Genomic DNA, 20,873 nt, shown 5'->3' on the forward strand with positions numbered 1-20,873 from the left:
TCATAAGCAGTTTACGACAACTGCACTATGGCGCATTGCGACGCCGGTTGATGCAGGAGCCATCCACCCCATCCGCATAGGCGACATGAGCCGTGTAACCTGACCCTGTGGCCCGAAGCCGGGCTTCGCCGCGGCTAGGGTGCCGACCATGACACTAAATGCTTGTCAAATTTTGTATTTTTTATGTCGACGTGGCAAATTCTACTTGTATACTACCGTCCACTAGCCGTGGCGAGGATAGACCGCGGCAAGGTTATTGGAGGAGTTTGGAATGACCTTTTCTCTCAAAAGTCTGGCTTTTGCCGGCGCATTGTCGCTAGCGGCTTCGGGCGCTGTCGCTCAGGATGTCACATGGCGTGTGCCGACATCAGTACCAGAAGGCTCGCCCTTCTACGTTAACTTCCTTGAGCGTTTTGCCGACAATGTCGATCTGCTGACCGATGGCGCGGTTGAAATCCAGCCCTTCGGCGCCGGAATTCTCGTGCCTGCGTTGCAGGTCTATGATGGCGTGCGCGACGGCATCGTTGAGGCGGGTCATTCAACACCCTGTTTTAGTGTCAACCAGAATGTAATGAACGCGATCTTCTGCGGCTTCCCCGGCGGCATGGGCCCCGACGCGCACCACACCTGGATGTACAAAGGTGGCGGCAAGGAACATCTTGAGGCGATGCGCGCCGAGGAAGGCTTCAAATCGCTCATCGTCGGTATCGGGTCATCCGAAATCATGGCGCACGCGAACAAACCTATCCGTTCGGCTGAGGACCTCAAGGGTCTGAAATACCGCACCTCCGGGCCTTGGGCCGAAGTGATGCGTGACTATTTCGGCGCCGTGCCGACCGTGGTTCCGCCGGGAGAGATTTATACCCTGCTGGAACGCAAGGGCGTGGACGCGATCGAATGGGCGCCGCCCTCGGCCAACCTGCCCGAAGGTTTCCACGAGGCGGCACCGTATATCATCAGCCCCGGCGTTCATCAGCCAACCTTCGTGTGGGAGGTCGTGATGAAGCTGGAAACATGGGATGCGCTGGACGACACCATCAAAGCCAAGCTGGAAGCAGCGGCTGAACTGACGACCCATCAATCCCTGATCGACTTCTACGACAAGGACATGAAGGCAATGGAGACGTTCCGCGCATCCAAAGCCGAAGTGATCGAGATCGACCGTGCGTTCCAGGACGAACTGGAAGCGGCAGGCGTGGACTGGATCTCGAAGCAGGCCGAAGCCGAGAAGGCCGCGGGGCGTCCGAAGATGGCAGAGATCCTGGCCGAATACTTTACCTACGAGGATCGCTGGGCCGCGCAGAGCGGTTATTTGGTTCGCAACGGAGACTGAACCTGAAACATCTGAAAGGGGGCGATCATGAAACGGATTTTTCTGGGACTGGCTGACGGGATATCGTTGGCACTGGGATATGTCGCACAGGCGATGGTCCTGATCCTGATCGCCTCGATGATCTACGAAGTGGTGGCGCGCTATGTCTTTGGCGCGCCCACGCTCTGGGCGTTCGATGTCGCCTATATGACGACCGGTATCCTGTTCGTGCTGGGTGCAGCACAGGCACTGCGCGAAGACGCGCATGTGCGCATTGATTTTCTGTCGGCCCGTCTGCCCGTCCGGATACGCGGCGCGATCGACGGGGCGGCGTTTCTTCTGATTCTCTGCCCGATCTTTGGCTGGCTCGCGACGGTCGCGGGGCAACGCGCATGGCGTGCCTTCATCCTCGGAGAAGTAGAGCATGTGAGTCCCTGGGCTCCACTGATGTGGCCGTTCTACACAGCTCTGACGCTTGGCCTCGGGGCGCTGGCGCTACAGCTTGCTGCTGAAGGGCTGCGCGCATTCTTCTCACCACGCTCTGACGATTCATTCAAGATCGAGACCTGATATGTTGACCGCCGGACTGATGTTTCCCGCGCTTTTCGCGCTGATTCTGCTGGGCATCCCAGTTGCCTTTTCGCTTACCATCGTTGCGGCGGGGGCCGGGTTGGTCGCGTTTGGCGATGTGGCGTTCAATCAGCTTTATGGCTCGTTCTACACGGCCTCGACCAATTACATCCTGTCGGCGGTGCCGATGTTCATCCTGATGGGTGCGCTGCTGGAACGTTCCGGCATCGCCGAGCGGCTGTTTCGAGTGATGAACATGTGGCTGAGCCGACTGCCAAACGGCCTCGCGCTCGCCACGATTGCGATGGGTGCGATCTTTGCTGCTGCGGCCGGTGTTGTCGGTGCGGTCGAGGTGATGATTGGCATGATGGCGATCCCGGCGATGCAGAAGGCGCGCTACAATAATTCCCTCATCGCCGGTACGATCTGTGCCGGAGGATCGCTGGGGACCACCATCCCGCCTTCGGTGATCGCCGTGATGTATGCGTCACTGGCGCAGATGTCGGTGGGCAAGTTGCTGGCCGGGATGATGTTGCCCGGTCTGCTGATGGTGGCCCTGTTTCTGATCTATATCGTCATTCATGGTATGCTGAATCCGATCCCGCCGGACCTTGACGAAAAACCGGCAGAGATAATCCTGCTGGGCGAGAAACTGCGCTTGACCGTCGTCACGCTGGTGCCGGTGTTTGCGCTGATCCTCGCTGTTCTGGGCACGATCCTTGCCGGTATCGCATCCCCGACCGAGGCGGCGGCAGTGGGTGCGCTTGGTGCGCTGTTGCTGTGCATCATCAACCGGCGGTTCAGCTTTGGGGTTTTGTCGGAATCGCTGTCGATCACGGTGCGGATTACGGCGATGATCTTGTTGATCGTAGCTGCGGGCACGATGTTCATGGGCGTGTTTGCGGCCAATGGCGGCGCGCGCCTGATCCGCAGTTTCATCGAAACAGCAGGCCTCGGTACGACGGGCATGATCGTATTTTTCCTGCTGGTGGTGTTTGTCCTTGGTTTCGTGCTGGACTGGACGGCGAATATTCTGATCGTTGTGCCGATGTTCACGCCGTTCATCCGCTCTTCGGGCGTTGATCCGGTGTGGTTCGCGACGATGGTGCTGGTGGTGATCCAGACCGGGTACCTGACGCCACCGATGGCCTCTTCGATCTTCTACCTGAAATCAATAGCGCCGCCGGACATGACATATGGCCAGATGTGCCGCGGGGTTCTGCCGTTCATCGGGCTGCAGATCCTGACGCTTCTGATGATTGTCATGTTCCCGTTCCTGTCGACCTGGCTACCAGATCGCATCGTCGGTTTCTGACCGAAGAGGCCTGGCGGTTTTCTTGTCGAAATCAAGCATACAACTTGCATACAAATTAAATATGTAGTTTTCTGAAGCTGTCTCCGACTCATCACCAAAGTGATCGAGGCCAACGGGGACGAAAATGGGAGAGACCTTATGAAATTCTGGAACATTGCCGGCGGCCTGATCGCCGCCACCCTCATTGCTGGCCCGGCGCTGGCAGACAAGCTGGACGACATCATCGCATCCGGCAAACTGCGCTGTGCGGTTGTTCTCGACTTCCCGCCCATGGGATCGCGGGACGCGGATAACAATCCGATCGGGTTCGACGTCGACTACTGCAACGATCTGGCTGCAGCACTGGGTGTCGATGCCGAGATCGTCGAAACACCGTTCCCAGACCGTATTCCGGCACTGGTCTCGGGCCGTGCTGATGTGGGCGTCGCCTCCACCTCGGACACGCTGGAACGCGCACGTACCGTGGGCTTCACGATCCCCTACTTCGCCTTCACCTTCAACGTGCTGACCAAGGAAGGCGTCGGGCTCGAAACATACGAATCGCTGGCTGATCGCACTGTCGGTTCGGTCGCTGGTACTTACGAGGCGATACGCCTCGAAGAGGATATCGACAAGTGGGACAAGGGCGGCAGCTTCCGTTCGTACCAGAGCCAGGCTGACGTGTTCCTTGCCCTGTCTCAGGGTCAGATCGACGCGACCGTCGTGACCTCCACCGTGGCCTCGTCGATTGCCCAGAGTGGCAAGTACGAAGGCCTCGTCATGACCGGCGAAGCCCCCTACGCCGTTGACTATGTCGGCCTTATCGGGCTGCGCCAGGAATACGGTCTGCTCAACTACCTCAACCTTTTCGTGAACCAGCAGGTGCGCACCGGGCGCTACCAGGAGCTGTATGAAAAGTGGATCGGTGGCGAAGCACCCAAGCTGACTGTCGACAAGGTCTATTATTGATCTGAACCCGATCCGGCCTGTCCAAGGCCGGATCCTGCGCTAAGATGGGTCGGGGGGTGCAGCCCCCCGCCCTGCCGATGACGAGCCAAGGCCACCCGGACGGAGCACGGCATGTTCGACTATACCTTTCAATGGCGTCAAGCGATCCGTGCTCTGCCACAGATGCTCGACGGCGCGCTGGTCACGATGCAGATCGCAGTCCTGTCGATGGCGATCGGCGTGACGATCGCGGTCTTTCTGGCCGTGGCGCGCAATTCCAGTTCGCGCTGGCTGCGCGCGCCTGCGACCGCATGGGTCGAAGTGGCGCGGAACACGCCAGCGCTGTTTCAGATCTACATGGCGCATTTCGGGCTGGGATCGTTCGGCATCTACCTGAGCCCCTATATCGCGCTGTTGGCGGGGATCGCGTTCAACAACGCGGGCTACCTCTGCGAAACGTTCCGCGGCGCGCTGCGGGCCATTCCGGCGACGCAGATCCGGGCCGGGCGATCGCTGGGCATGGGCCCGGCCAAGGCGTTCCGCCTGATCGTCATGCCACAGATGTTCCGCATCTCGTTTCTGCCGACGATGAACCAGGCGGTCTGGGCGATCCTGATGACCTCGCTCGGGGTTACCGTGGGAATGAACAGCGACCTTACCGGCGTCACGCAGGATCTGAATGCGCGCACTTTCCGCACGTTCGAATTCTTCGCGATGGCGGCGGTCATCTATTATCTCATCGCCAAGGCGGTGATGCTCGGTGCGCGGCTGATCGCCTGGCGCATGTTCCGGTATTGAGGGGCGGATAAGGCAATGTTCGAAACCGACCTCTCCCTCAACGATCTGATGTTCCTGGCCAAGGGCGCAGGCGTCACTCTCGCGATCACGTTCTTCGCGGTCACCGGCGGTACGCTGATGGGCCTTTTGTTCGGGGTGATCCGTGCGCAGATCAAACCGTGGATGGCGCTGCCGCTGACCTTCGTGCTGGATATCTTCCGCTCGGTGCCTCTGCTGATTCAGCTGATCCTCGCCAATGCGTTTCAAGCGATCGCGGGCTTTGGCATATCGCCATTCGTGACCTCCTGCATCGTGCTGGCGCTCTATACATCTGCCTATTGCACCGAAATCGTGCGCGGCGCGATCGAGGCGGTGCCGATGGTTACACGTCGTGCGGCGCGCTCGCTTGGTCTGACATGGGGGCAGGACATGACGCAGATCGTGTTCCCGATGGCCCTGCGCGTGGCGCTGCCCAGCTGGATCGGGTTGACGCTGGGCGTGATGAAGGACAGCGCGCTGGTATTGTGGCTCGGCATCTTCGAGCTGTTGAAATCCAGTCAGGTGCTGATCACGCGGCTGCAGGAACCGATGTTCATCCTGCTGATCACCGGCGCGATCTACTTCATGTTGAGCTTCCCCATCGCTCGGCTGGGCGGTCGACTGGAAAGAAAGTGGAAAGAGAATGATTGAGATCGAGAACGTCCACAAATCCTTTGGCGCGCTGAAGGTTCTCAAGGGTATCGACCTAACCGTCGCCAAGGGCGAGGTGGTGTCGGTGATCGGCGGATCGGGATCGGGCAAGTCGACGCTGCTGACCTGCATCAACGGGCTGGAGCCGATTGATAGCGGGCGGATCTTGGTGGACGGGACCGAGGTTCATGCCAAATCCACCGATCTGAACAAACTGCGCCGCAAGATCGGCATCGTGTTCCAGCAATTCAATGCTTTTCCGCATCTCACGGTGCTGGAAAACGTCACCCTCGCCCCGCGCAAGGTCAAGGGCATGTCCAAGAGCGACGCCGAAGAGATCGCGGTCAAGCACCTCAATCATGTCGGCCTTGGGGACAAGCTCAAGGTATACCCGTCGCGCCTGTCGGGCGGTCAGCAGCAGCGCATGGCGATTGCCCGCGCGCTGGCAATGTCGCCCGATTACATGCTGTTCGACGAAGTGACATCGGCGCTCGATCCGCAGCTTGTGGGCGAGGTTCTCGATACGCTGAAACTGCTTGCCGATGAAGGCATGACGATGATCTGTGTCACCCACGAGATGGGCTTTGCGCGCGACGTGTCGAACCGCGTGGCGTTCTTCGATCAGGGTGTGATGGCCGAGATCGGCCCGCCTGAACAGATTTTCGGCGATGCCAAGAACGAAGCCACGCGCAAGTTCCTGTCGAGCGTACGCTGATGACCCAGCCAGATGTCGTCGTCGTCGGGGCGGGGGTGATTGGGCTGTCGGTGGCACTGGCGGCGCAGGACCGTGGTTTGCGGGTCACTGTGATCGATCGGACCGGACCGGCGGCAGGAGCCTCAGCGGGCAATGCGGGGGCCTTTGCCTTTCCCGATATCCTGCCACTGGCGTCACCAGGAATTCTGCGGCAAGCGCCGAAATGGTTGCTCGATCCACTGGGGCCGCTCAGCGTGCCGGTGGGATACGCGCCGCGTCTTCTGCCGTGGATGTGGCGGTTCTGGCGGGCCAGTCGCCCCGACCGGGTGCGCGCCTCGACCATTGCGCAGGCCCAGATGATGCAACTGGCCGCACAGACGCTTGATCCGTTTCTGGAACGCGCAGGCCTGTCGAACATGCTGCGCCGCGAGGGTCAGCTTCAGGTCTACGAGGGCGCGCGCGAATTCGAAGCCTCGCTGCCCGGCTGGCGCGCGCGCGAGGCAAATGGTGTCGAATTCCGCCACCTCAAGGGCGATGAGATCGCCGAGTATCAGCCGGGCCTTGCGCCGCGTTTTACCCATGCGGCGTTTACCCCCGGCTGGGCGACCATTGACGACCCCAAGGATTACACCATCGCGCTGGCTGACAAGGTCCGCGCAAATGGCGGCGAGATCGTGATCGCCGATGCGCAGGCGCTGCTTCCCGGCGGCGTGCAGACATCTGCGGGGGATATTCAGGGCCGCGTCGTGCTGGCCGCGGGTGCACATTCGCACCAGTTGGCCCGCACCGCGAATGTGCGCATCCCGCTGGAAACCGAGCGCGGCTACAACACCACGCTGCCCAAAGCGGCCTTTGACCTGCGTCAGCATATCACCTTCAGTGCGCATGGTTTTGTGGTTTCCAGATTGCGGTCGGGCCTGCGGGTCGGTGGCGCGGTTGAGCTGGGTGGGCTGGATCGGCCGCCCAACTATGCCCGCGCCGATGCGATGTTGAAAAAGGCAGCGCAGTTCCTGCCCGGTCTCGACATCACCGGCGGTACGCAATGGATGGGGTTCCGCCCGTCACTGCCCGACAGCCTGCCCGCCATCGGCCCGCTGCCGGGGCGCGATGATGTGATTTGCGCCTTCGGGCATGGCCATCTAGGCCTGACGCAATCCACCGCCACGGCACAGATCGTGGCGGACCTTCTGACCGGGCAGACCCCCGGCATCGAGCTTGCGCCGTTTTCCCCGGCGCGTTTCGCGAGACCAGCATGACACAATACACTTTTCCCTGCATTGACGGCCACACTTGCGGCAATCCCGTCCGCCTTGTCACCGGCGGGGCGCCGCTACTGCGCGGCGCCAACATGCTGGAAAAGCGCGCGCATTTTCTGGCCGAATATGACTGGATCCGCACCGGCCTCATGTTTGAGCCGCGCGGGCATGACCAGATGTCGGGCGCGATCCTCTATCCACCCACGCGGGATGATTGCGACATTGCGGTGCTGTTCATCGAAACCTCCGGCTGCCTGCCGATGTGCGGGCATGGCACGATCGGCACCGTCACCATCGCGCTGGAAAACGGCCTGATCCGGCCAGAAACGCCGGGTAAATTGCGGCTGGAAACACCCGCGGGCAGGGTCGATGTGACCTATGTCCAAGAGGGCCGGTTCGTCGAGGAAGTTCGCCTGAACAACGTGCCGGGCTTCCTGCATTCCGAGGGGCTGACAGTCGAGATACCGGAACTGGGCGAGATCGTCGTCGATGTGGCCTATGGCGGCAATTTCTACGCCATCGTTGAGCCGCAGAAGAATTTCCGCGATATGGCCGATTTTACTGCTTCGCAACTGGTTGGGCTCAGCCCGAAACTGCGCGCCGCGCTCAACGCGAAATACGAATTCATCCACCCCGAACATCCCGCGATCAACGGGCTGAGCCATATCCTGTGGACCGGCGCACCGGTTCACCCTGACGCAGACGCGCGCAACGCGGTGTTCTACGGCGACAAGGCGATTGACCGCTCGCCCTGCGGCACCGGCACTTCGGCGCGCATGGCGCAGCGGGCAGCAAAGGGATTGCTGAAACCGGGCGATGAGTTCGTGCACGAGTCGATCATCGGCACATTGTTCAAGGGCCGCGTCGAATCCGCTACCGAAGTCGGCGGCAAGCCCGCAATCATCCCCTCGATCGCCGGCTGGGCGCGGGTGACCGGGATCAACACCATTTTTATCGACGACGAGCGCGATCCGTTGGCGCATGGGTTCGTCGTCACCTAATATCGAAAGGGCCCGGCATGGCACAGATCATCGTAGCAGCAGAGGCCCAGGGACCGGTGCTGGCATTTTCCGAAGGGCTCAGCTTCTGGGGTGGCGTCGATGCCGCGACCGGGCAGGTGATCGACGCGCATCATCCGCTCTGCGGTCAGTCTTTGGCGGGCAAGATCGTCGTCATGCCGACCAGCCGCGGCTCTTGTACCGGCAGCGGTGTGCTGTTGGAACTGGCGCAGAATGGCCACGCGCCTGCCGCGCTGGTGTTTCGTGAACACGAGGACATCTTGACGCTTGGCGCGATGATCGCCGGGCGGATGTTCGGCCTGCCCTTGCCGGTGCTACGCCTGTCCGCTGCAGAGTACGAGACACTCGCGGCAGCCCAAACCGCGCAGATTACTTCCACCCATCTTACCGCTGACGGCTGGTCAGTCCCGCTGGCCCCCTTGCCCACCGACCGCCTGACGTTAAGCGACGCGGATCGTGCCATGCTGAATGGGGCAGACGGCGAGGCGGCGCAGCTGGCGATGGAGGTGATCACCGCCATGGCGGCGGGGCAGGGGGCGGATACGCTGACAGACGTCACCCGCGCGCATATCGACGGCTGCATTTATGCCAGCCCCGCGAACCTGCGGTTCGCGCGCGCGATGGCCGACATGGGGGGCCGAGTGCGCGTACCGACAACGATGAACGCGATTTCCGTGGACCATGCGCATTGGCGCGAACAAGGCGTGCCGCCGGTTTTCGGCCTGCCCGCACAACGTCTTGCCGATGCCTATGTCGAAATGGGCGCGCGGCCCAGTTTCACCTGTGCACCTTATCTTCTGCAAGACGCGCCGCGCCTTGGTGAAAATATCGGCTGGTCGGAATCCAATGCGGTGATCTACGCCAATTCGGTGCTGGGTGCGCGCACGGTGAAACATCCCGATTTTCTCGACCTCTTTATCGCGCTGGCCGGCCGCGCGCCGCTGTCGGGGGTCTATCTTGACGCTGACCGTGCACCGCGTCGCGTGATCCATGTCGAATTGCCAGATGGGCATGATGATGCGCTCTGGCCGATGCTGGGCTGGTTGGCGGGGCGGTTGGCACCTGACCGGATTCCGTTGCTGACCGGGCTGGAGGACACCAAACCCAGCGATGACGATCTCAAGGCGCTCTGTGCCGCGTTCGGCACCACCTCTGCCGCGCCGATGCTGCATGTGGCAGGCGTCACGCCCGAGGCAGACGGCGCGATTGCGGCGGATGCCGATCGCGTACAGATCAGCCGGGCCGATCTGGCAGAGGCATGGCAGCAGTTCAACACCGGCGCGCCCGAGGTCGATCTGGTCGCCTTCGGCAGCCCGCATTTCTCGCTACCGGAATGTCGGGCACTGGCGGCGTTGATCGATGGACGCGTGCGGCACCCGCAGACGTCGGTGATCGTGACAGTGGGCCAGCACGTGCTGGACGCGGCGCGCGCAGAAGGCATTATCGAGCGGCTGGAAGCCGCAGGCGTGCAGATTGTGCCGGATATCTGCTGGTGCTCGATTTCCGAGCCGGTCTTTCCGCCATCCGCCAAGGTTCTAATGACGAATTCCGGCAAATACGCTCACTACGCTCCCGGTCTTTCGGGGCGGCAGGTGCGCTTTGGCAGTCTTGCCGATTGCACGGATGCTGCCATTTTAGGCCGGGCGCGGGCAACCCTTCCCGATTGGCTCAGCTAAAGCGAGGTTCACCATGCGCAGTTCCAAGATCGTCCATGTCATTTCCGCCCATGCCGAAGGCGAGGTCGGCGATGTCATCGTCGGCGGCGTCGCCCCGCCCCCCGGTGATACCCTCTGGGAGCAGAGCCGTTGGATCGCCCGCGACGAGGTCCTGCGCAATTTCGTGCTGAACGAGCCGCGCGGCGGCGTGTTCCGGCATGTCAATCTGCTGGTCCCGCCCAAGAACCCCGCTGCCGATGCAGCGTTCATCATCATGGAACCCGCCGACACCCCGCCGATGTCCGGTTCCAACTCGATCTGTGTGTCCACCGTGCTGCTGGATGCGGGGATCATCCCGATGACAGAGCCAGTGACCGAGATGGTGCTGGAGGCCCCCGGCGGGCTGGTCAAGGTGCGCGCCGAATGCAAAAACGGCAAGGCCGAGCGGATATTCGTACAGAACCTTCCCAGTTTCGCGGCGCAGCTTGACGCCACGCTCGAGGTCGAGGGGCTCGGAACGCTCACGGTCGACACTGCCTATGGTGGCGACAGTTTCGTCTTCGTGGATGCCGAGGCGCTGGGCTTCGCGCTGAAACAGGACGAGGCGCATGATCTTGCCCGGCTTGGCATGCGCATCACCGCCGCCGCGAATGAGGCGCTGGGATTTCACCACCCCGATAACCCGGATTGGCGGCATATCTCGTTCTGCCTGTTTGCCGGGCCGCTGACGCGCAAGGGCAACGACCTGCGCGCTGGCGCCGCCGTCGTGGTCCGCCCCGGCAAGGTCGACCGCTCGCCCACCGGCACTGCGCTATGTGCACGTATGGCCGTGATGTCGGCGCGCGGCCAGATGACCCGCGAGGACCGGTTCACCGCCGTATCGGTGATCGGATCGGAGTTTACCGGCCGCATCGTTGGCGAAACGCAAGTGGGCGGCAAGCCCGCCATCCACCCCGAGCTTTCGGGGCGCGGCTGGATCACCGGCACGCATCAGCACATGCTCGACCCGGCCGATCCGTGGCCCGAAGGCTATCGGCTTTCCGACACATGGGGCGCGCGCTGAGTGCAACCAAACGCCGCCTCGCGCGTTGAGCAGCAGACCGGACCATATCGACCCCTGACAGGAAGAGATAACCGCCATGCTCAACGCGCTGATCTGGACCACGGCGACCGGCGTGTTTCTCACCACGGTGCTGCCGCTGACCAACAGCGTCCGCTGGTGGGTGCGCATGTGGGATTTTCCGCGCCTGCACATCGCGGGCGTCGCGCTGGCCCTACTTCTGATTGCGTTGCTGGCAGAGGTCGCTCTGAAACCCGTGCTGGTAGGTGGACTGGTGGCTTGCCTGATCTACCAGATCACACAGATCTATCCCTATCTGCCCTTTGCCGCCTGCGAGGTCGACTTCGTCAAGGGCACGCCGAAACAGAGCCAGATCACCATGCTTTCGGCCAATGTTCTGATGGAGAACACGCGCCACGATGACCTGGTCCACATCCTGGATCGAGAGGATGCGGATATCCTGCTGTTGATGGAAACCGACGCGGCGTGGAACGATGCGCTGGCGGATGTCCTGAGGCGCTACGATACGGTACACAGGCACATCACCGACGACCACTACGGCATGATCTTCGCCACGCGTTTGCCAGTGCAGCGCGTCGAATGGATGTATCCAAGCGATGACGACACTCCGGCGCTTAAGGCGGTGCTGAAAGGGCCGGACGGAACCAGTTTCAACTTTATCGGTCTGCATCCGCGCCCCCCGGTGCCGGGCAATGACACCAAGGCACGCGACCAGCAGATAAAACGCGCCGCCGAGATGACGTCATCCTCCGACCGCCCCACCGCCTGTATGGGCGATTTCAACGATGTCGCATGGTCCTGGACGACGCGGCGCTTCAAACGTTACGGCGGATTTCTGGAACCGCGGGTCGGGCGCGGGATGCTGTCCAGCTTTCACACGAAGTACTGGTTCATGCGGCTGCCGATCGATCAGTTATTTGTGACCGGGAATGTCGGGTTGGTGTCTTTCGACAGGCTCGAAAATTTTGGCTCGGATCACTTCCCGCTGAAGGCCGTGATTACGGTTGCGTCGGAAAGTGGATAAAATGCGCCGCCAATGCTTCCGGCGGGCTTGATGGGTGATCCGTGGCTTGTGTGAAACAGAGCTCTGGCGCGGTGCTGCGCAGAGCGCTAGTTTACCTCGAATTCATCGCCGGAGGCCCGCCAACCATGACCAATTCGATTATCATCCGCCTGATCCTAGCCGCTGACGAAGCAGACTGGCGCCGTCTTTGGACCGGCTATCTGGAGTATTACGAGACGAGCGTGCCCGAAGAGGTCTATCAGACCACGTTCCAGCGCCTTTTGTCCGACGATCATCCTGATCAGAACGGTTTTATCGCGCTGGCGGGCGATCAGGCGGTGGGCCTCGTGCATTACATCTATCACCCGCATAACTGGCGGCTGGACAAGGTTTGTTACCTGCAAGACCTCTACGCCGACCCGTCCGTGCGCGGCACCGGTGTTGGCCGCAAGCTGATCGAGGCGGTCTATGCGCAGGCCGATGCAGATGGGAGCCCGTCAGTTTACTGGATGACACAGGATTTCAACCACACCGGACGCAGGCTCTATGACCGGATCGGGAAACTGACGCCGTTCATCAAATACACGCGTTAGCGGCGGCGATTTTCCCGGCGCCAAAGCATCTTCATGTCAGCCCGTGACCGGGTTGAATGCTAACGCCGTGCAAGAAATCAAGGTGGTGGGCGTTTCGAGAGAAACTGGTGATTCAAGTTTATCTCGAAACCTCTTAGCCTGCACTCACCACGGCAAAAAAAGGAGCGCGCATGACCATACATATCGGTGCAGAACCCGGTGATATCGCGCCCACCGTCCTGATGCCGGGCGATCCTAAACGCGCCACATGGGCGGCAGAACGGTTTCTGGATGACGCGCGGCAGGTCAACGCCGTGCGCGGTATGGCCGGTTACACTGGCACTTGGCGGGGGCATCCCGTTACCATCCACGGCAGCGGCATGGGGATGGCATCGCTAAGCATCTACGCGAACGAGTTGATTCGCGATTTCGGTGCTCGCACGCTGATCCGCATCGGATCCTGCGGCGCGATGCAGCCCGACGTGGCGCTGCGCGATGTGATTCTGGCAATGACCGCCAGCAGCATCAGCACGCCGTCCTCCACCATTCTGCGAGAGTTGAATTTTGCCCCCTGCGCCGACTGGGGGTTGCTGCGCGCTGCCATGCACGCGGCCGAGGCCATGGGCAGCACGCCGCATGTGGGCGGCATCTATTCTTCAGACACGTTCTATGACGAACGTTCCGACCTCACCGATGCCCTGACCCGCCATGGCACGCTGGCCGTCGAGATGGAGGCGGCCGAGCTGTATACCGTGGCGGCGCGGTACGGCGCACGCGCGTTGGCGGTGCTGACCGTGTCCGATCACCTGATCACCGGGGCGGCGCTGGATGCGCAGGCACGCCAGAGCAGTTTTGGCGAGATGGTCGAGATCGCGCTGGCGGCCGCCTTTGGCGTGGATGCGGCCGCGTAGGTGCGAGCGGTGCTTCGCCTCTTGCCAAACGGGCAGGGTGGCATAGGTTGATCGCCATGCCCTACGAATGGTCCCCACCCGTCGTTGGATCGCCGCTGACACGGCTTGATCTGTGGCCGCACCGGTCATTGCCCCGGCGCGGTTTCGCCGGATTCATGGCCGCAACTTGCCTGATGATCTCGCTTCCGCTCTTTGGGCTGTTGGGTACGGTGTTGCTATGGTGGCTGTTGCCGTTCCTTGCACTGGCTGTGGCGGGGCTATGGTGGGCGCTGCAAAGCTCTTATGCCAGCGGGGACATGCACGAGGCGCTGACCATCGACGACCAGGCCGTGCACCTGACGCGCACCAACCCGGGTGGCGATGTGCAGGAATGGGACTGCAACTGTTATTGGGCGCAGGTGGACATGTATCCGACCGGCGGGCCGGTGGCGCATTATCTGACGCTCAAAGGAGACGGGCGCGAGGTGGAGATCGGCGCGTTTCTGTCCGAGGGCGAGCGCAAGGCGCTCTATCCGGAGCTGGCGAATGCCCTTCAACTGGCGCGCACTGCTCGCTGACCGACGCTGCCCTTTCGCCAGCCATTCAATCGCCCGCAATTTTACTTGTAGCCAGCAGATCCAGTCAGGCCCCTTGGCAGAGCCGATCCTTGACGCGCGGGCCGACCGCGCCGAAGTCGATCTGGCCGGTATAGTGCTGCTTGAGCACGCCCATCACCTTGCCCATGTCCCGGATCGAGGTGGCGCCGGTTTCGGCGATCGCCTTGTCCACCGCATCGGTCACTTCGGCCTCGTTCAACTGACGTGGTAGAAATTCCTCGATCACCGCGACCTCGGCACGTTCGCGTTCGGCCAGATCGATCCGCCCGCCTTCTTCGTAGGCGCGTACCGATTCCTGGCGTTGCTTGGTCATCTTGCTGAGGATGGCGAGGACTTCGGCATCGCCCACGCCAGCATCGTCATCGTCGCCGCCCGCCCGCGCAGCAATTTCTTGGTCCTTGATCGCGGCATTGATCAGCCGGAGGGTCGCCAGACGGCTGGCATCTTTGTCCCTCATGGCTTGCTTCAGGGCCGTGTTGACCCGATCACGCAATGTCATGTCGTTTTCATCCCTCGAATTGAGAACGCTAAGCGCCTGGATGGTGACCCGCCGCGTGAGTGGTTTGCGGCGGTCATAAGCATGGGGTCTTACAGAGTCTGGATGGGCCTTGCAACTGCCTGCGACCTGCGGTGCGGCGTTGCCGTTACGTCGCCTGACAGGCAGTAGCACATAGCCGATATCTGCTCTGGTGGCGCCCGCGTCGCGGCTGGCGTAGCCGCCGAAACGGGTGTCAGCAGGCCTGTTCTGTGGCGTTTGCAATATGTCCGAGTGCGACCTTGCAAAACGAGTCGATGATCCGCGATTGCGCGCGCTCTGTCAGGTAGGCGAGGTAATAGTTGGTTTTTACAGTCGCATCAGCGATCGGGATGGCGCGCAGGTTTGGGTGCGCCACAAACTCGAAATCCGCGACGAACCCAATCCCGAGCCCCTGTTCGACAGCCTTCCAGATGGCCTCGCGGCTGCCCAGTTCTAGGACGGGATCGACGGTGATCCCGCGTTTTTTCAGTTCACTTTCAATGGCTGTGCGCGTCGTCGAGCCGGTTTCGCGGCGCACGACTTTCTCGCCCTCGAGTTCGGAGATGGAAATGCTGTCGCGACCAAAGAACGGATGATCCGAATTCACGAAGGTGACGACGTCATGCACGCTATAGGGCAGGGTGGTCACACGTGGGTCCGATGGTACTTCGGCGATGATACCCACATCTGAATCAAAGGACAGGATGCGTTCGAAGCACCGTGAAGAATTGCCAAAGCGCACCTCTACATTGATCAGGGGATATTTGTGTTTGAAGGCCACGATCATGTCGGTGGCATGAAACGGGCCGACAGCGGCAAGGTTGAGCGTGCCGGCGTGAAATCCCATGAAAGTATCGAGCAGGTTTTCCGCGTCTTGTTCCGCCTGTGTCAGGCGGGATGTGATCTCGAACAACTCCCTGCCGGGGACTGTCAGGCGAATCTCTCGCCCGATCCGGTGAAACAGCTCCACACGGTAGCGTTGCTCCAGCGCCTTGACCTGCGTGGATAGCGTAGGCTGGCTGATATTGAGCACTCTGGCTGCCCGGGAGAAGCCATTGTGCTTTGCAACGGCGTGAAATGACCTGAGTTCTGATTTTAGCATAGCTTGAGTATATGAATGCTATGGATACAATCAATTTGTTAAATGAATCTGATGCCCGCAAACTGACCCCGACCCGAAAATCGACGGGCCCGTTTTCGCGCAAGGGGGATCAGATGTGGACATACAGTAATCCGGTGAATGTCATCTATGGGCCCGGCGCATTCGGCAAACTGGCCGATCTGATCGCGGGCAGGCGCTATGCGCTGGTGACCTATCCCGATCCACCGTTTGCAGATCTCGCGCGCCGAATCGAGTTTGTCGCAGGCGCGCCGGTCTTGACGATCAACGATGTGGCACCGAACCCGGATTATGCGCTGCTGGGGATGCAATGCGCGCGATTTGCCGCGCCCGACGCGCAGATTGACGTGATTCTTGCCCTTGGTGGCGGGTCGGTCATCGATTCGGCCAAGGTATTCGCAGCCTCCGGCGGCGATTTTGGCAAAGTTGTCCGATATCTGGAGTCCGGGGGCGGGGCGGAAACGCTGTCATGCCTGCCGATCATTGCCGCGCCCACGACGGCCGGGACCGGTAGCGAAGTTACGTGCTGGGCCACGGTCTGGAATGAGGCTGAGGGCAAAAAGTATTCATTGGCCCACCCCGATCTCTATCCCGAGACAGCGCTGGTCGATCCAGAATTGATGTTGGGTAAACCGCTGGGCCTGACGCTGGCCACGGGTTTGGATGCGCTGTCTCATTCGCTGGAGAGCATCTGGAACGTCAACGCCAATCCGGTGTCCGCACGTCATGCGGTGGCGGCATCAAAGCTGATCATCGAAACTTTGCCGCAATTGGTGCGCGAACCCGGAAATCTGGACCTGCGCAGCGGCATGGCCGAGGCGTCTCTCTGCGCCGGGCTGGCTTTTTCCAACACCAAGACTGCGATTGCGCATAACCTGTCCTACCCGATCACGCTGGGTTGGGGGGTGCAGCATGGCATCGCGTGCTCGTTCACCTTGCCCGTGATCCTGCAGTCGGTGGTCGGCATCGGAGGGTTTCGCGAGGCGGCGCTGCGGGACATCTTTGGCGATGACCTGAACGCCGGAGCGGATCGGCTGACGCAGTTCCTGAATGATCTCGGCATCGGGACCCGCTTCGCCGATCACGGCATCCCGGCCGAAAAATGCGGGGCCATCATCGACGAGGCCTTCGCCGGTGAGCGTGGCAGAAACTTCATCGGCACCAAGGATAATTTCATCGCGGCGGCGCAACAGAAGAATGTCATCAAGTTGTCAGCTGCGTGAACAATAAGCCGGGAAAAGCCCGGCAACTTTCATCCAACTCAAGGAGATAAAAATGAAACTTTCAAATGTAATCAAGGCGGTAATTTCCGGCATGGCGATCGCAACTGCCGGGATCGCGGGTGCAGAAGAGTGCAAGAACCCCGAAGTGCTGCGATTTTCGATGATCCCCACCGAAGAAACGACGCAGGAACTGACGCTGTACCAGCCGATGGTCAATCAGTTGAAAAAGGCAACCGGAAAGAATGTCGAATTCTTTCTGCCGACCTCTTACGCGTCGGTGGTCGAGGCGATGCTGGCCGGTTTTGTCGATATCGGCATGCATGGCCCCTATTCCTATGTGATCGCACAGGAAAAAGACCCGACATTGAAAGTGTTCGCCACCTACGCCAAGCACAAGGGCCATTTTCAGGAGGAAGGCCCCGGCTACAAGGCCGTGCTGGTGTCACGGTCGGATTCCGGTATCTCCAAGATCGAGGACTTGAAAGGCACGGTTGTTGGCCTGACCGACCCTGCGTCGACCTCGGGCAACCTGCTGCCGCGCGTGGCGTTCACCAAAGTGATCGGCGAGGATCTGGAGGATCATTTCAGCCGCGTCGTATATACGGGCGGGCATGACCTGTCGGCGATGGCGGTGCTTGAAGGCCAGGTCGACGTGGCCTTTGTCGCCACACACAGGCTGGATAATGTGATCGACCGCGATCTGGCCACGATGGATGATTTCACGGTGATCTGGGCCTCGCCGGTCATTCCGCAGGATCCTTTCGTCGTGTCAGGCGCGCTGTGCGATGATCTGGTGGAGCAGATCAAGTCCGCGTTCCTTACTCTGAACGATAGCGAAGAGGGGAAGGAATACCTCAAGAACGTGAACGCCAGCAAGTTCGTCGCGATGACGGATGCGGATTACGACATCATCCGGGATCTCAAGGCAGCGAAAGACGCCAAGAAATAATGGCAATGCAGGCACTGACCCGCTGCAATGCGGGTCAGGCCACCGCGGGGAGGAATGACATGGCCGTACTGACCGTCAAGGACCTGAGGGTGCGTTACAGCGCGAAAGGTCCCGAGATACTCAAAGGGATCGATTTCGAAGTCGAAGATGACGACTTTCTGGCGATCATCGGGCCCAGTGGTGCGGGGAAATCAACGCTGATCCGTTGTGTGAACCGGCTGGTGGAACCCTCGGGCGGCAGTATCCATCTGCTGGGCGAAGATGTGTGTAGCCTGAATGCAAGGGCGCTGCGTGGCCTGCGCCGGAATGTCGGGATGATCTTTCAGGAATTCAACCTGATCAACCGGATGTCCGTCATGGACAATGTGCTGTCGGGGCGGCTGGGCTATACCGGCAACATCAGGTCGCTGTTCCGCGCATTTCCGCGAAAAGACGTGGAGCAAGCACTCTATTATCTCGATCGCGTCGGGCTGAGCGATCACATCAACAAGCGCGCCGATGAATTGAGCGGCGGCCAGAGACAGCGCGTCGGCATCGCCCGCGCCCTGATGCAGGCCCCCAAACTGCTCTTGCTGGACGAGCCGACTTCGGCGCTCGATCCCAAGATTTCGCGCGAGGTCATGGCATTGATCCGAGACATCGCGCTTGAACTGAAAGTACCGGCCCTGTGCAACATCCACGATGTGCAACTGGCCAAGGAATTCTGCAACCGGATCATCGGCCTGCAAGATGGCTACAAGAAATTCGATGGGGCGACCGATACGCTGCGGGATTCCGATCTGGATGACATCTACGCGATGGAGGTTCTCTGATCATGGCTGCCACGGACGTCAATCCGACCGCGCTCAGCCTGCAAGCCGACTTGCGGCGCAAGCGATTCCTCAAAATGGGCCTGATCTGGGCCATTGTGCTGTTCTTTGTCGCGTGGTGCCTCCAGGGGACCATCATCGAAGATACCGATTGGGCACGTGTCGGGGGGCGCAGCGGCGTGCTGGGCTCGATCGGGCGGTACCTGACGCTTGACTGGGGGCTGCTGCCCGAATTGCTGATCCCCACGCTGGAAACCTTCATGATGGCCTGCGTCGGCACGGTGGTGGGGTGCTTCTTTTCCCTGCCCGTGGCGTGGCTCGGGGCTGCGAACGTCACCCCCAGCAAGATGATCCTCTATCCGCTGGGCCGGTTCCTGATGGTGCTGAGCCGATCGGTCCATGAAATCGTCTGGGCGCTGATCTTTGTCAGTGCCGTGGGGTTGGGCGCGCTGCCGGGCATTTTGGCCATCGCCATGCGCTCTGTCGGCTTCATATCGAAAATCACCGCCGAGGCGATCGAGAATATCGACGCCAAGCCGGTCGAGGCGATCCGCGCGGTGGGCGGCAACCAGTTTCAGGTGATGTATTACGGTATCCTGCCCCAAATCTACCCGGTGGTTCTGGCGACCGTGATCTTCGAGTGGGACATCAACATCCGACGATCCGCCGTCATGGGGCTGGTCGGTGCGGGCGGGTTGGGATTGTTGTTCTTCCGCCAGATGAACAGCTTCAACTACGGCGGCGTGTCGATGGTGATCCTGGCCATCCTGCTGCTGATCGTCCTAGGCGAGGTGATCTCGCATTATCTGCGCAAAGCAGTGATCTGAGGAGATGGCCATGACCGAACAAATGCCTGCGCCGCGCCCCTCGGACCCGCCCAAGTGGTCGCGCTACCAATACCCTGAATCGCTGATCAAGCATGGCACGTTGCTGGCTGTGCTGCTCTTCCTTGGCTATTCGCTGCATTTTCTCAATGTCGATATCGGCCTGTTGATCGGCGCCTTGGGCCGCTTTGCCGGAGTCATCAGCGAGCGGTACTATCCGCCCGATCTGGAATACGTACTGGATCGCGGATATCTCGAAGCGATCCTCGATACCCTGCAGATGTCATTCCTGGGGGGCTTTGCCGGGGTGTGTCTGGCGATCCCTCTGGCATGGTTTTCGGCGTGGAACGTAACGCCCAGTCGCCGCCTTTTCTTTCCCATCGGTCGGCTCGGGGTCATCTCGTGCCGCGCCATCCACGAAACCATTTGGACGATCCTCTTCGTGTCGGTTCTGGGCTTTGGCATGCTGGCCGGGGTCAGTGCCCTGACGATGTTCTGCATCGGTTTCGCAGGCAAGCTTTTCTCGGACGAGATCGAAGCCATTGATATGGGTCCGGCCGAGGCGATGCGTGCCGTAGGGGCCAATCCGTTCCAGGTGTTCCTGTTCGCAGTGGTGCCGCAGGTCCGCGTCGCCTTTACCGGCATCGCGATCTACACTTGGGACGTGGCGTTTCGTGCCGCGACGGTGGTTGGTTTCTTTGGCGGCGGTGGGATGGGCTGGTATCTCAAGCGCAACGTTCAGCAATTGGAAAACCTGCGGGTTGCCGCGATCATCCTGTCGATCATCGCGATGGTGCTGGTGGCCGAGTTCCTCTCGGGCTGGCTGCGAGCGACGGTGAACCGGGCCAAATAGTCATATCAGATCACGAAAATCGGGTCGGCAGTCAAAGTTTTGCGACCCGGCAAGAAAGGAAACACGATGTCGATATCTTCCCCCGTTACGGTGAATGAGCGCCGGTACCCCGTGCCGCAGGTTTGTGCGATCGCGATTTGTCTGGACGGGTGTGAGCCTGCCTATCTTGAGGCGGCGATTGCGGATGGGTTGATGCCGCA

At 60.8% G+C, this 20,873-nt stretch carries 22 protein-coding genes; 20 read left to right on the plus strand and 2 right to left on the minus strand.

Annotation, left to right across the window (positions count from 1 at the left end):
• Nucleotides 1-271 precede the first annotated feature (271 nt).
• The 15 genes from dctP (at nt 272) to O3306_RS21360 (ending at nt 14,339) form a co-directional block, all read left to right on the plus strand.
• Entirely contained in the window at nt 272-1,333 is a 1,062-nt protein-coding gene (gene dctP, locus O3306_RS21290; protein ID WP_272011233.1) for a TRAP transporter substrate-binding protein DctP, read from the plus strand.
• A gap of 27 nt (nt 1,334-1,360) precedes the next feature.
• On the plus strand, nt 1,361-1,882 hold the full coding sequence (locus O3306_RS21295; protein WP_272011235.1) for a TRAP transporter small permease subunit: 522 nt from the start codon (nt 1,361-1,363) through the stop codon (nt 1,880-1,882).
• Nucleotides 1,883-1,901: 19 nt separating this feature from the next.
• The gene (locus tag O3306_RS21300) at nt 1,902-3,197 is read left to right on the plus strand and encodes a TRAP transporter large permease (protein ID WP_272011237.1); all 1,296 of its coding nucleotides are present in this window, start codon (nt 1,902-1,904) and stop codon (nt 3,195-3,197) included.
• 138 nt (nt 3,198-3,335) lie between these two features.
• On the plus strand, nt 3,336-4,145 hold the full coding sequence (locus O3306_RS21305) for an ABC transporter substrate-binding protein (RefSeq protein ID WP_272011239.1): 810 nt from the start codon (nt 3,336-3,338) through the stop codon (nt 4,143-4,145).
• A gap of 111 nt (nt 4,146-4,256) precedes the next feature.
• Nucleotides 4,257-4,922, plus strand: coding sequence for an amino acid ABC transporter permease (locus O3306_RS21310; RefSeq protein ID WP_272011240.1), 666 nt, complete (start codon nt 4,257-4,259; stop codon nt 4,920-4,922).
• Nucleotides 4,923-4,937: 15 nt separating this feature from the next.
• Entirely contained in the window at nt 4,938-5,591 is a 654-nt protein-coding gene (locus O3306_RS21315) for an amino acid ABC transporter permease (protein ID WP_272011243.1), read from the plus strand.
• Nucleotides 5,584-6,306 carry an amino acid ABC transporter ATP-binding protein gene (locus tag O3306_RS21320; protein WP_272011246.1) on the plus strand — a complete coding sequence of 241 codons (723 nt, stop codon included), beginning with the start codon at nt 5,584-5,586 and terminating at the stop codon, nt 6,304-6,306. Before O3306_RS21315 ends, O3306_RS21320 begins: the two co-directional genes overlap by 8 nt.
• A complete protein-coding gene (locus tag O3306_RS21325) occupies nt 6,306-7,541 on the plus strand; it encodes an NAD(P)/FAD-dependent oxidoreductase (protein WP_272011249.1) in 1,236 nt (411 codons plus the stop codon). The genes O3306_RS21320 and O3306_RS21325 overlap by 1 nt, the downstream gene beginning before the upstream one ends.
• Nucleotides 7,538-8,542, plus strand: coding sequence for a 4-hydroxyproline epimerase (locus O3306_RS21330; protein WP_272011251.1), 1,005 nt, complete (start codon nt 7,538-7,540; stop codon nt 8,540-8,542). The genes O3306_RS21325 and O3306_RS21330 overlap by 4 nt, the downstream gene beginning before the upstream one ends.
• A 17-nt stretch (nt 8,543-8,559) precedes the next feature.
• The gene (gene lhpI / locus O3306_RS21335) at nt 8,560-10,236 is read left to right on the plus strand and encodes a cis-3-hydroxy-L-proline dehydratase (protein WP_272011254.1); all 1,677 of its coding nucleotides are present in this window, start codon (nt 8,560-8,562) and stop codon (nt 10,234-10,236) included.
• 13 nt (nt 10,237-10,249) lie between these two features.
• Nucleotides 10,250-11,278 carry a trans-3-hydroxy-L-proline dehydratase gene (locus O3306_RS21340; RefSeq protein WP_272011257.1) on the plus strand — a complete coding sequence of 343 codons (1,029 nt, stop codon included), beginning with the start codon at nt 10,250-10,252 and terminating at the stop codon, nt 11,276-11,278.
• Between the two features lie 76 nt (nt 11,279-11,354).
• Nucleotides 11,355-12,320 carry an endonuclease/exonuclease/phosphatase family protein gene (locus O3306_RS21345; protein WP_272011259.1) on the plus strand — a complete coding sequence of 322 codons (966 nt, stop codon included), beginning with the start codon at nt 11,355-11,357 and terminating at the stop codon, nt 12,318-12,320.
• 125 nt (nt 12,321-12,445) lie between these two features.
• Nucleotides 12,446-12,892, plus strand: a complete 447-nt coding sequence (locus tag O3306_RS21350; RefSeq protein WP_272011262.1) for a GNAT family N-acetyltransferase — start codon at nt 12,446-12,448, stop codon at nt 12,890-12,892.
• 170 nt (nt 12,893-13,062) lie between these two features.
• Nucleotides 13,063-13,782 carry a purine-nucleoside phosphorylase gene (gene deoD / locus O3306_RS21355; protein ID WP_272011265.1) on the plus strand — a complete coding sequence of 240 codons (720 nt, stop codon included), beginning with the start codon at nt 13,063-13,065 and terminating at the stop codon, nt 13,780-13,782.
• 56 nt (nt 13,783-13,838) lie between these two features.
• A complete protein-coding gene (locus tag O3306_RS21360; RefSeq protein WP_272011267.1) occupies nt 13,839-14,339 on the plus strand; it encodes a DUF2244 domain-containing protein in 501 nt (166 codons plus the stop codon).
• A 64-nt stretch (nt 14,340-14,403) separates the two neighbouring features.
• Here O3306_RS21360 and O3306_RS21365 read toward each other — a convergent pair whose 3' ends face one another.
• Nucleotides 14,404-14,877 (minus strand): GatB/YqeY domain-containing protein, encoded by a 474-nt coding sequence (locus tag O3306_RS21365; RefSeq protein ID WP_272011286.1) that lies wholly within the window; start codon nt 14,875-14,877, stop codon nt 14,404-14,406.
• Nucleotides 14,878-15,109: 232 nt separating this feature from the next.
• The gene (locus O3306_RS21370; RefSeq protein WP_272011270.1) at nt 15,110-15,997 is read right to left on the minus strand and encodes a LysR substrate-binding domain-containing protein; all 888 of its coding nucleotides are present in this window, start codon (nt 15,995-15,997) and stop codon (nt 15,110-15,112) included.
• A gap of 113 nt (nt 15,998-16,110) precedes the next feature.
• On the opposite strand from O3306_RS21370, the gene psrA reads away from it, so the two are divergent.
• Genes psrA through phnE (O3306_RS21395) form a run of 5 tightly spaced genes read left to right on the plus strand, consistent with a single transcriptional unit; the run spans nt 16,111 to nt 20,673 of the window.
• The gene (psrA, locus tag O3306_RS21375; RefSeq protein WP_272011273.1) at nt 16,111-17,238 is read left to right on the plus strand and encodes an iron-containing alcohol dehydrogenase PsrA; all 1,128 of its coding nucleotides are present in this window, start codon (nt 16,111-16,113) and stop codon (nt 17,236-17,238) included.
• 52 nt (nt 17,239-17,290) lie between these two features.
• Nucleotides 17,291-18,187 carry a phosphate/phosphite/phosphonate ABC transporter substrate-binding protein gene (locus O3306_RS21380; RefSeq protein WP_272011275.1) on the plus strand — a complete coding sequence of 299 codons (897 nt, stop codon included), beginning with the start codon at nt 17,291-17,293 and terminating at the stop codon, nt 18,185-18,187.
• 59 nt (nt 18,188-18,246) lie between these two features.
• Complete coding sequence (gene phnC / locus O3306_RS21385; protein WP_272011278.1) at nt 18,247-18,999, plus strand: phosphonate ABC transporter ATP-binding protein; 753 nt, start codon at nt 18,247-18,249, stop codon at nt 18,997-18,999.
• A gap of 2 nt (nt 19,000-19,001) precedes the next feature.
• A complete protein-coding gene (gene phnE, locus O3306_RS21390; RefSeq protein WP_272011281.1) occupies nt 19,002-19,823 on the plus strand; it encodes a phosphonate ABC transporter, permease protein PhnE in 822 nt (273 codons plus the stop codon).
• Nucleotides 19,824-19,833: 10 nt separating this feature from the next.
• Nucleotides 19,834-20,673 carry a phosphonate ABC transporter, permease protein PhnE gene (phnE, locus tag O3306_RS21395; protein ID WP_272011284.1) on the plus strand — a complete coding sequence of 280 codons (840 nt, stop codon included), beginning with the start codon at nt 19,834-19,836 and terminating at the stop codon, nt 20,671-20,673.
• Nucleotides 20,674-20,873: the final 200 nt, after the last annotated feature.

This window comes from Roseovarius sp. ZX-A-9 (genome assembly GCF_028369135.1).
In the GTDB taxonomy this organism is placed as follows: domain Bacteria; phylum Pseudomonadota; class Alphaproteobacteria; order Rhodobacterales; family Rhodobacteraceae; genus Roseovarius.

Bases quoted from the DNA above. Each gene is read 5' to 3' on its own strand.
- dctP (WP_272011233.1), top strand. From the start codon at position 272: ATGACCTTTTCTCTCAAAAGTCTGGCTTTTGCCGGCGCATTGTCGCTA.
- O3306_RS21295 (WP_272011235.1), top strand. From the start codon at position 1,361: ATGAAACGGATTTTTCTGGGACTGGCTGACGGGATATCGTTGGCACTG.
- O3306_RS21300 (WP_272011237.1), top strand. From the start codon at position 1,902: ATGTTTCCCGCGCTTTTCGCGCTGATTCTGCTGGGCATCCCAGTTGCC.
- O3306_RS21305 (WP_272011239.1), top strand. From the start codon at position 3,336: ATGAAATTCTGGAACATTGCCGGCGGCCTGATCGCCGCCACCCTCATT.
- O3306_RS21310 (WP_272011240.1), top strand. From the start codon at position 4,257: ATGTTCGACTATACCTTTCAATGGCGTCAAGCGATCCGTGCTCTGCCA.
- O3306_RS21315 (WP_272011243.1), top strand. From the start codon at position 4,938: ATGTTCGAAACCGACCTCTCCCTCAACGATCTGATGTTCCTGGCCAAG.
- O3306_RS21320 (WP_272011246.1), top strand. From the start codon at position 5,584: ATGATTGAGATCGAGAACGTCCACAAATCCTTTGGCGCGCTGAAGGTT.
- O3306_RS21325 (WP_272011249.1), top strand. From the start codon at position 6,306: ATGACCCAGCCAGATGTCGTCGTCGTCGGGGCGGGGGTGATTGGGCTG.
- O3306_RS21330 (WP_272011251.1), top strand. From the start codon at position 7,538: ATGACACAATACACTTTTCCCTGCATTGACGGCCACACTTGCGGCAAT.
- lhpI (WP_272011254.1), top strand. From the start codon at position 8,560: ATGGCACAGATCATCGTAGCAGCAGAGGCCCAGGGACCGGTGCTGGCA.
- O3306_RS21340 (WP_272011257.1), top strand. From the start codon at position 10,250: ATGCGCAGTTCCAAGATCGTCCATGTCATTTCCGCCCATGCCGAAGGC.
- O3306_RS21345 (WP_272011259.1), top strand. From the start codon at position 11,355: ATGCTCAACGCGCTGATCTGGACCACGGCGACCGGCGTGTTTCTCACC.
- O3306_RS21350 (WP_272011262.1), top strand. From the start codon at position 12,446: ATGACCAATTCGATTATCATCCGCCTGATCCTAGCCGCTGACGAAGCA.
- deoD (WP_272011265.1), top strand. From the start codon at position 13,063: ATGACCATACATATCGGTGCAGAACCCGGTGATATCGCGCCCACCGTC.
- O3306_RS21360 (WP_272011267.1), top strand. From the start codon at position 13,839: ATGCCCTACGAATGGTCCCCACCCGTCGTTGGATCGCCGCTGACACGG.
- O3306_RS21365 (WP_272011286.1), bottom strand. From the start codon at position 14,877: ATGACATTGCGTGATCGGGTCAACACGGCCCTGAAGCAAGCCATGAGG.
- O3306_RS21370 (WP_272011270.1), bottom strand. From the start codon at position 15,997: ATGCTAAAATCAGAACTCAGGTCATTTCACGCCGTTGCAAAGCACAAT.
- psrA (WP_272011273.1), top strand. From the start codon at position 16,111: ATGTGGACATACAGTAATCCGGTGAATGTCATCTATGGGCCCGGCGCA.
- O3306_RS21380 (WP_272011275.1), top strand. From the start codon at position 17,291: ATGAAACTTTCAAATGTAATCAAGGCGGTAATTTCCGGCATGGCGATC.
- phnC (WP_272011278.1), top strand. From the start codon at position 18,247: ATGGCCGTACTGACCGTCAAGGACCTGAGGGTGCGTTACAGCGCGAAA.
- phnE (WP_272011281.1), top strand. From the start codon at position 19,002: ATGGCTGCCACGGACGTCAATCCGACCGCGCTCAGCCTGCAAGCCGAC.
- phnE (WP_272011284.1), top strand. From the start codon at position 19,834: ATGACCGAACAAATGCCTGCGCCGCGCCCCTCGGACCCGCCCAAGTGG.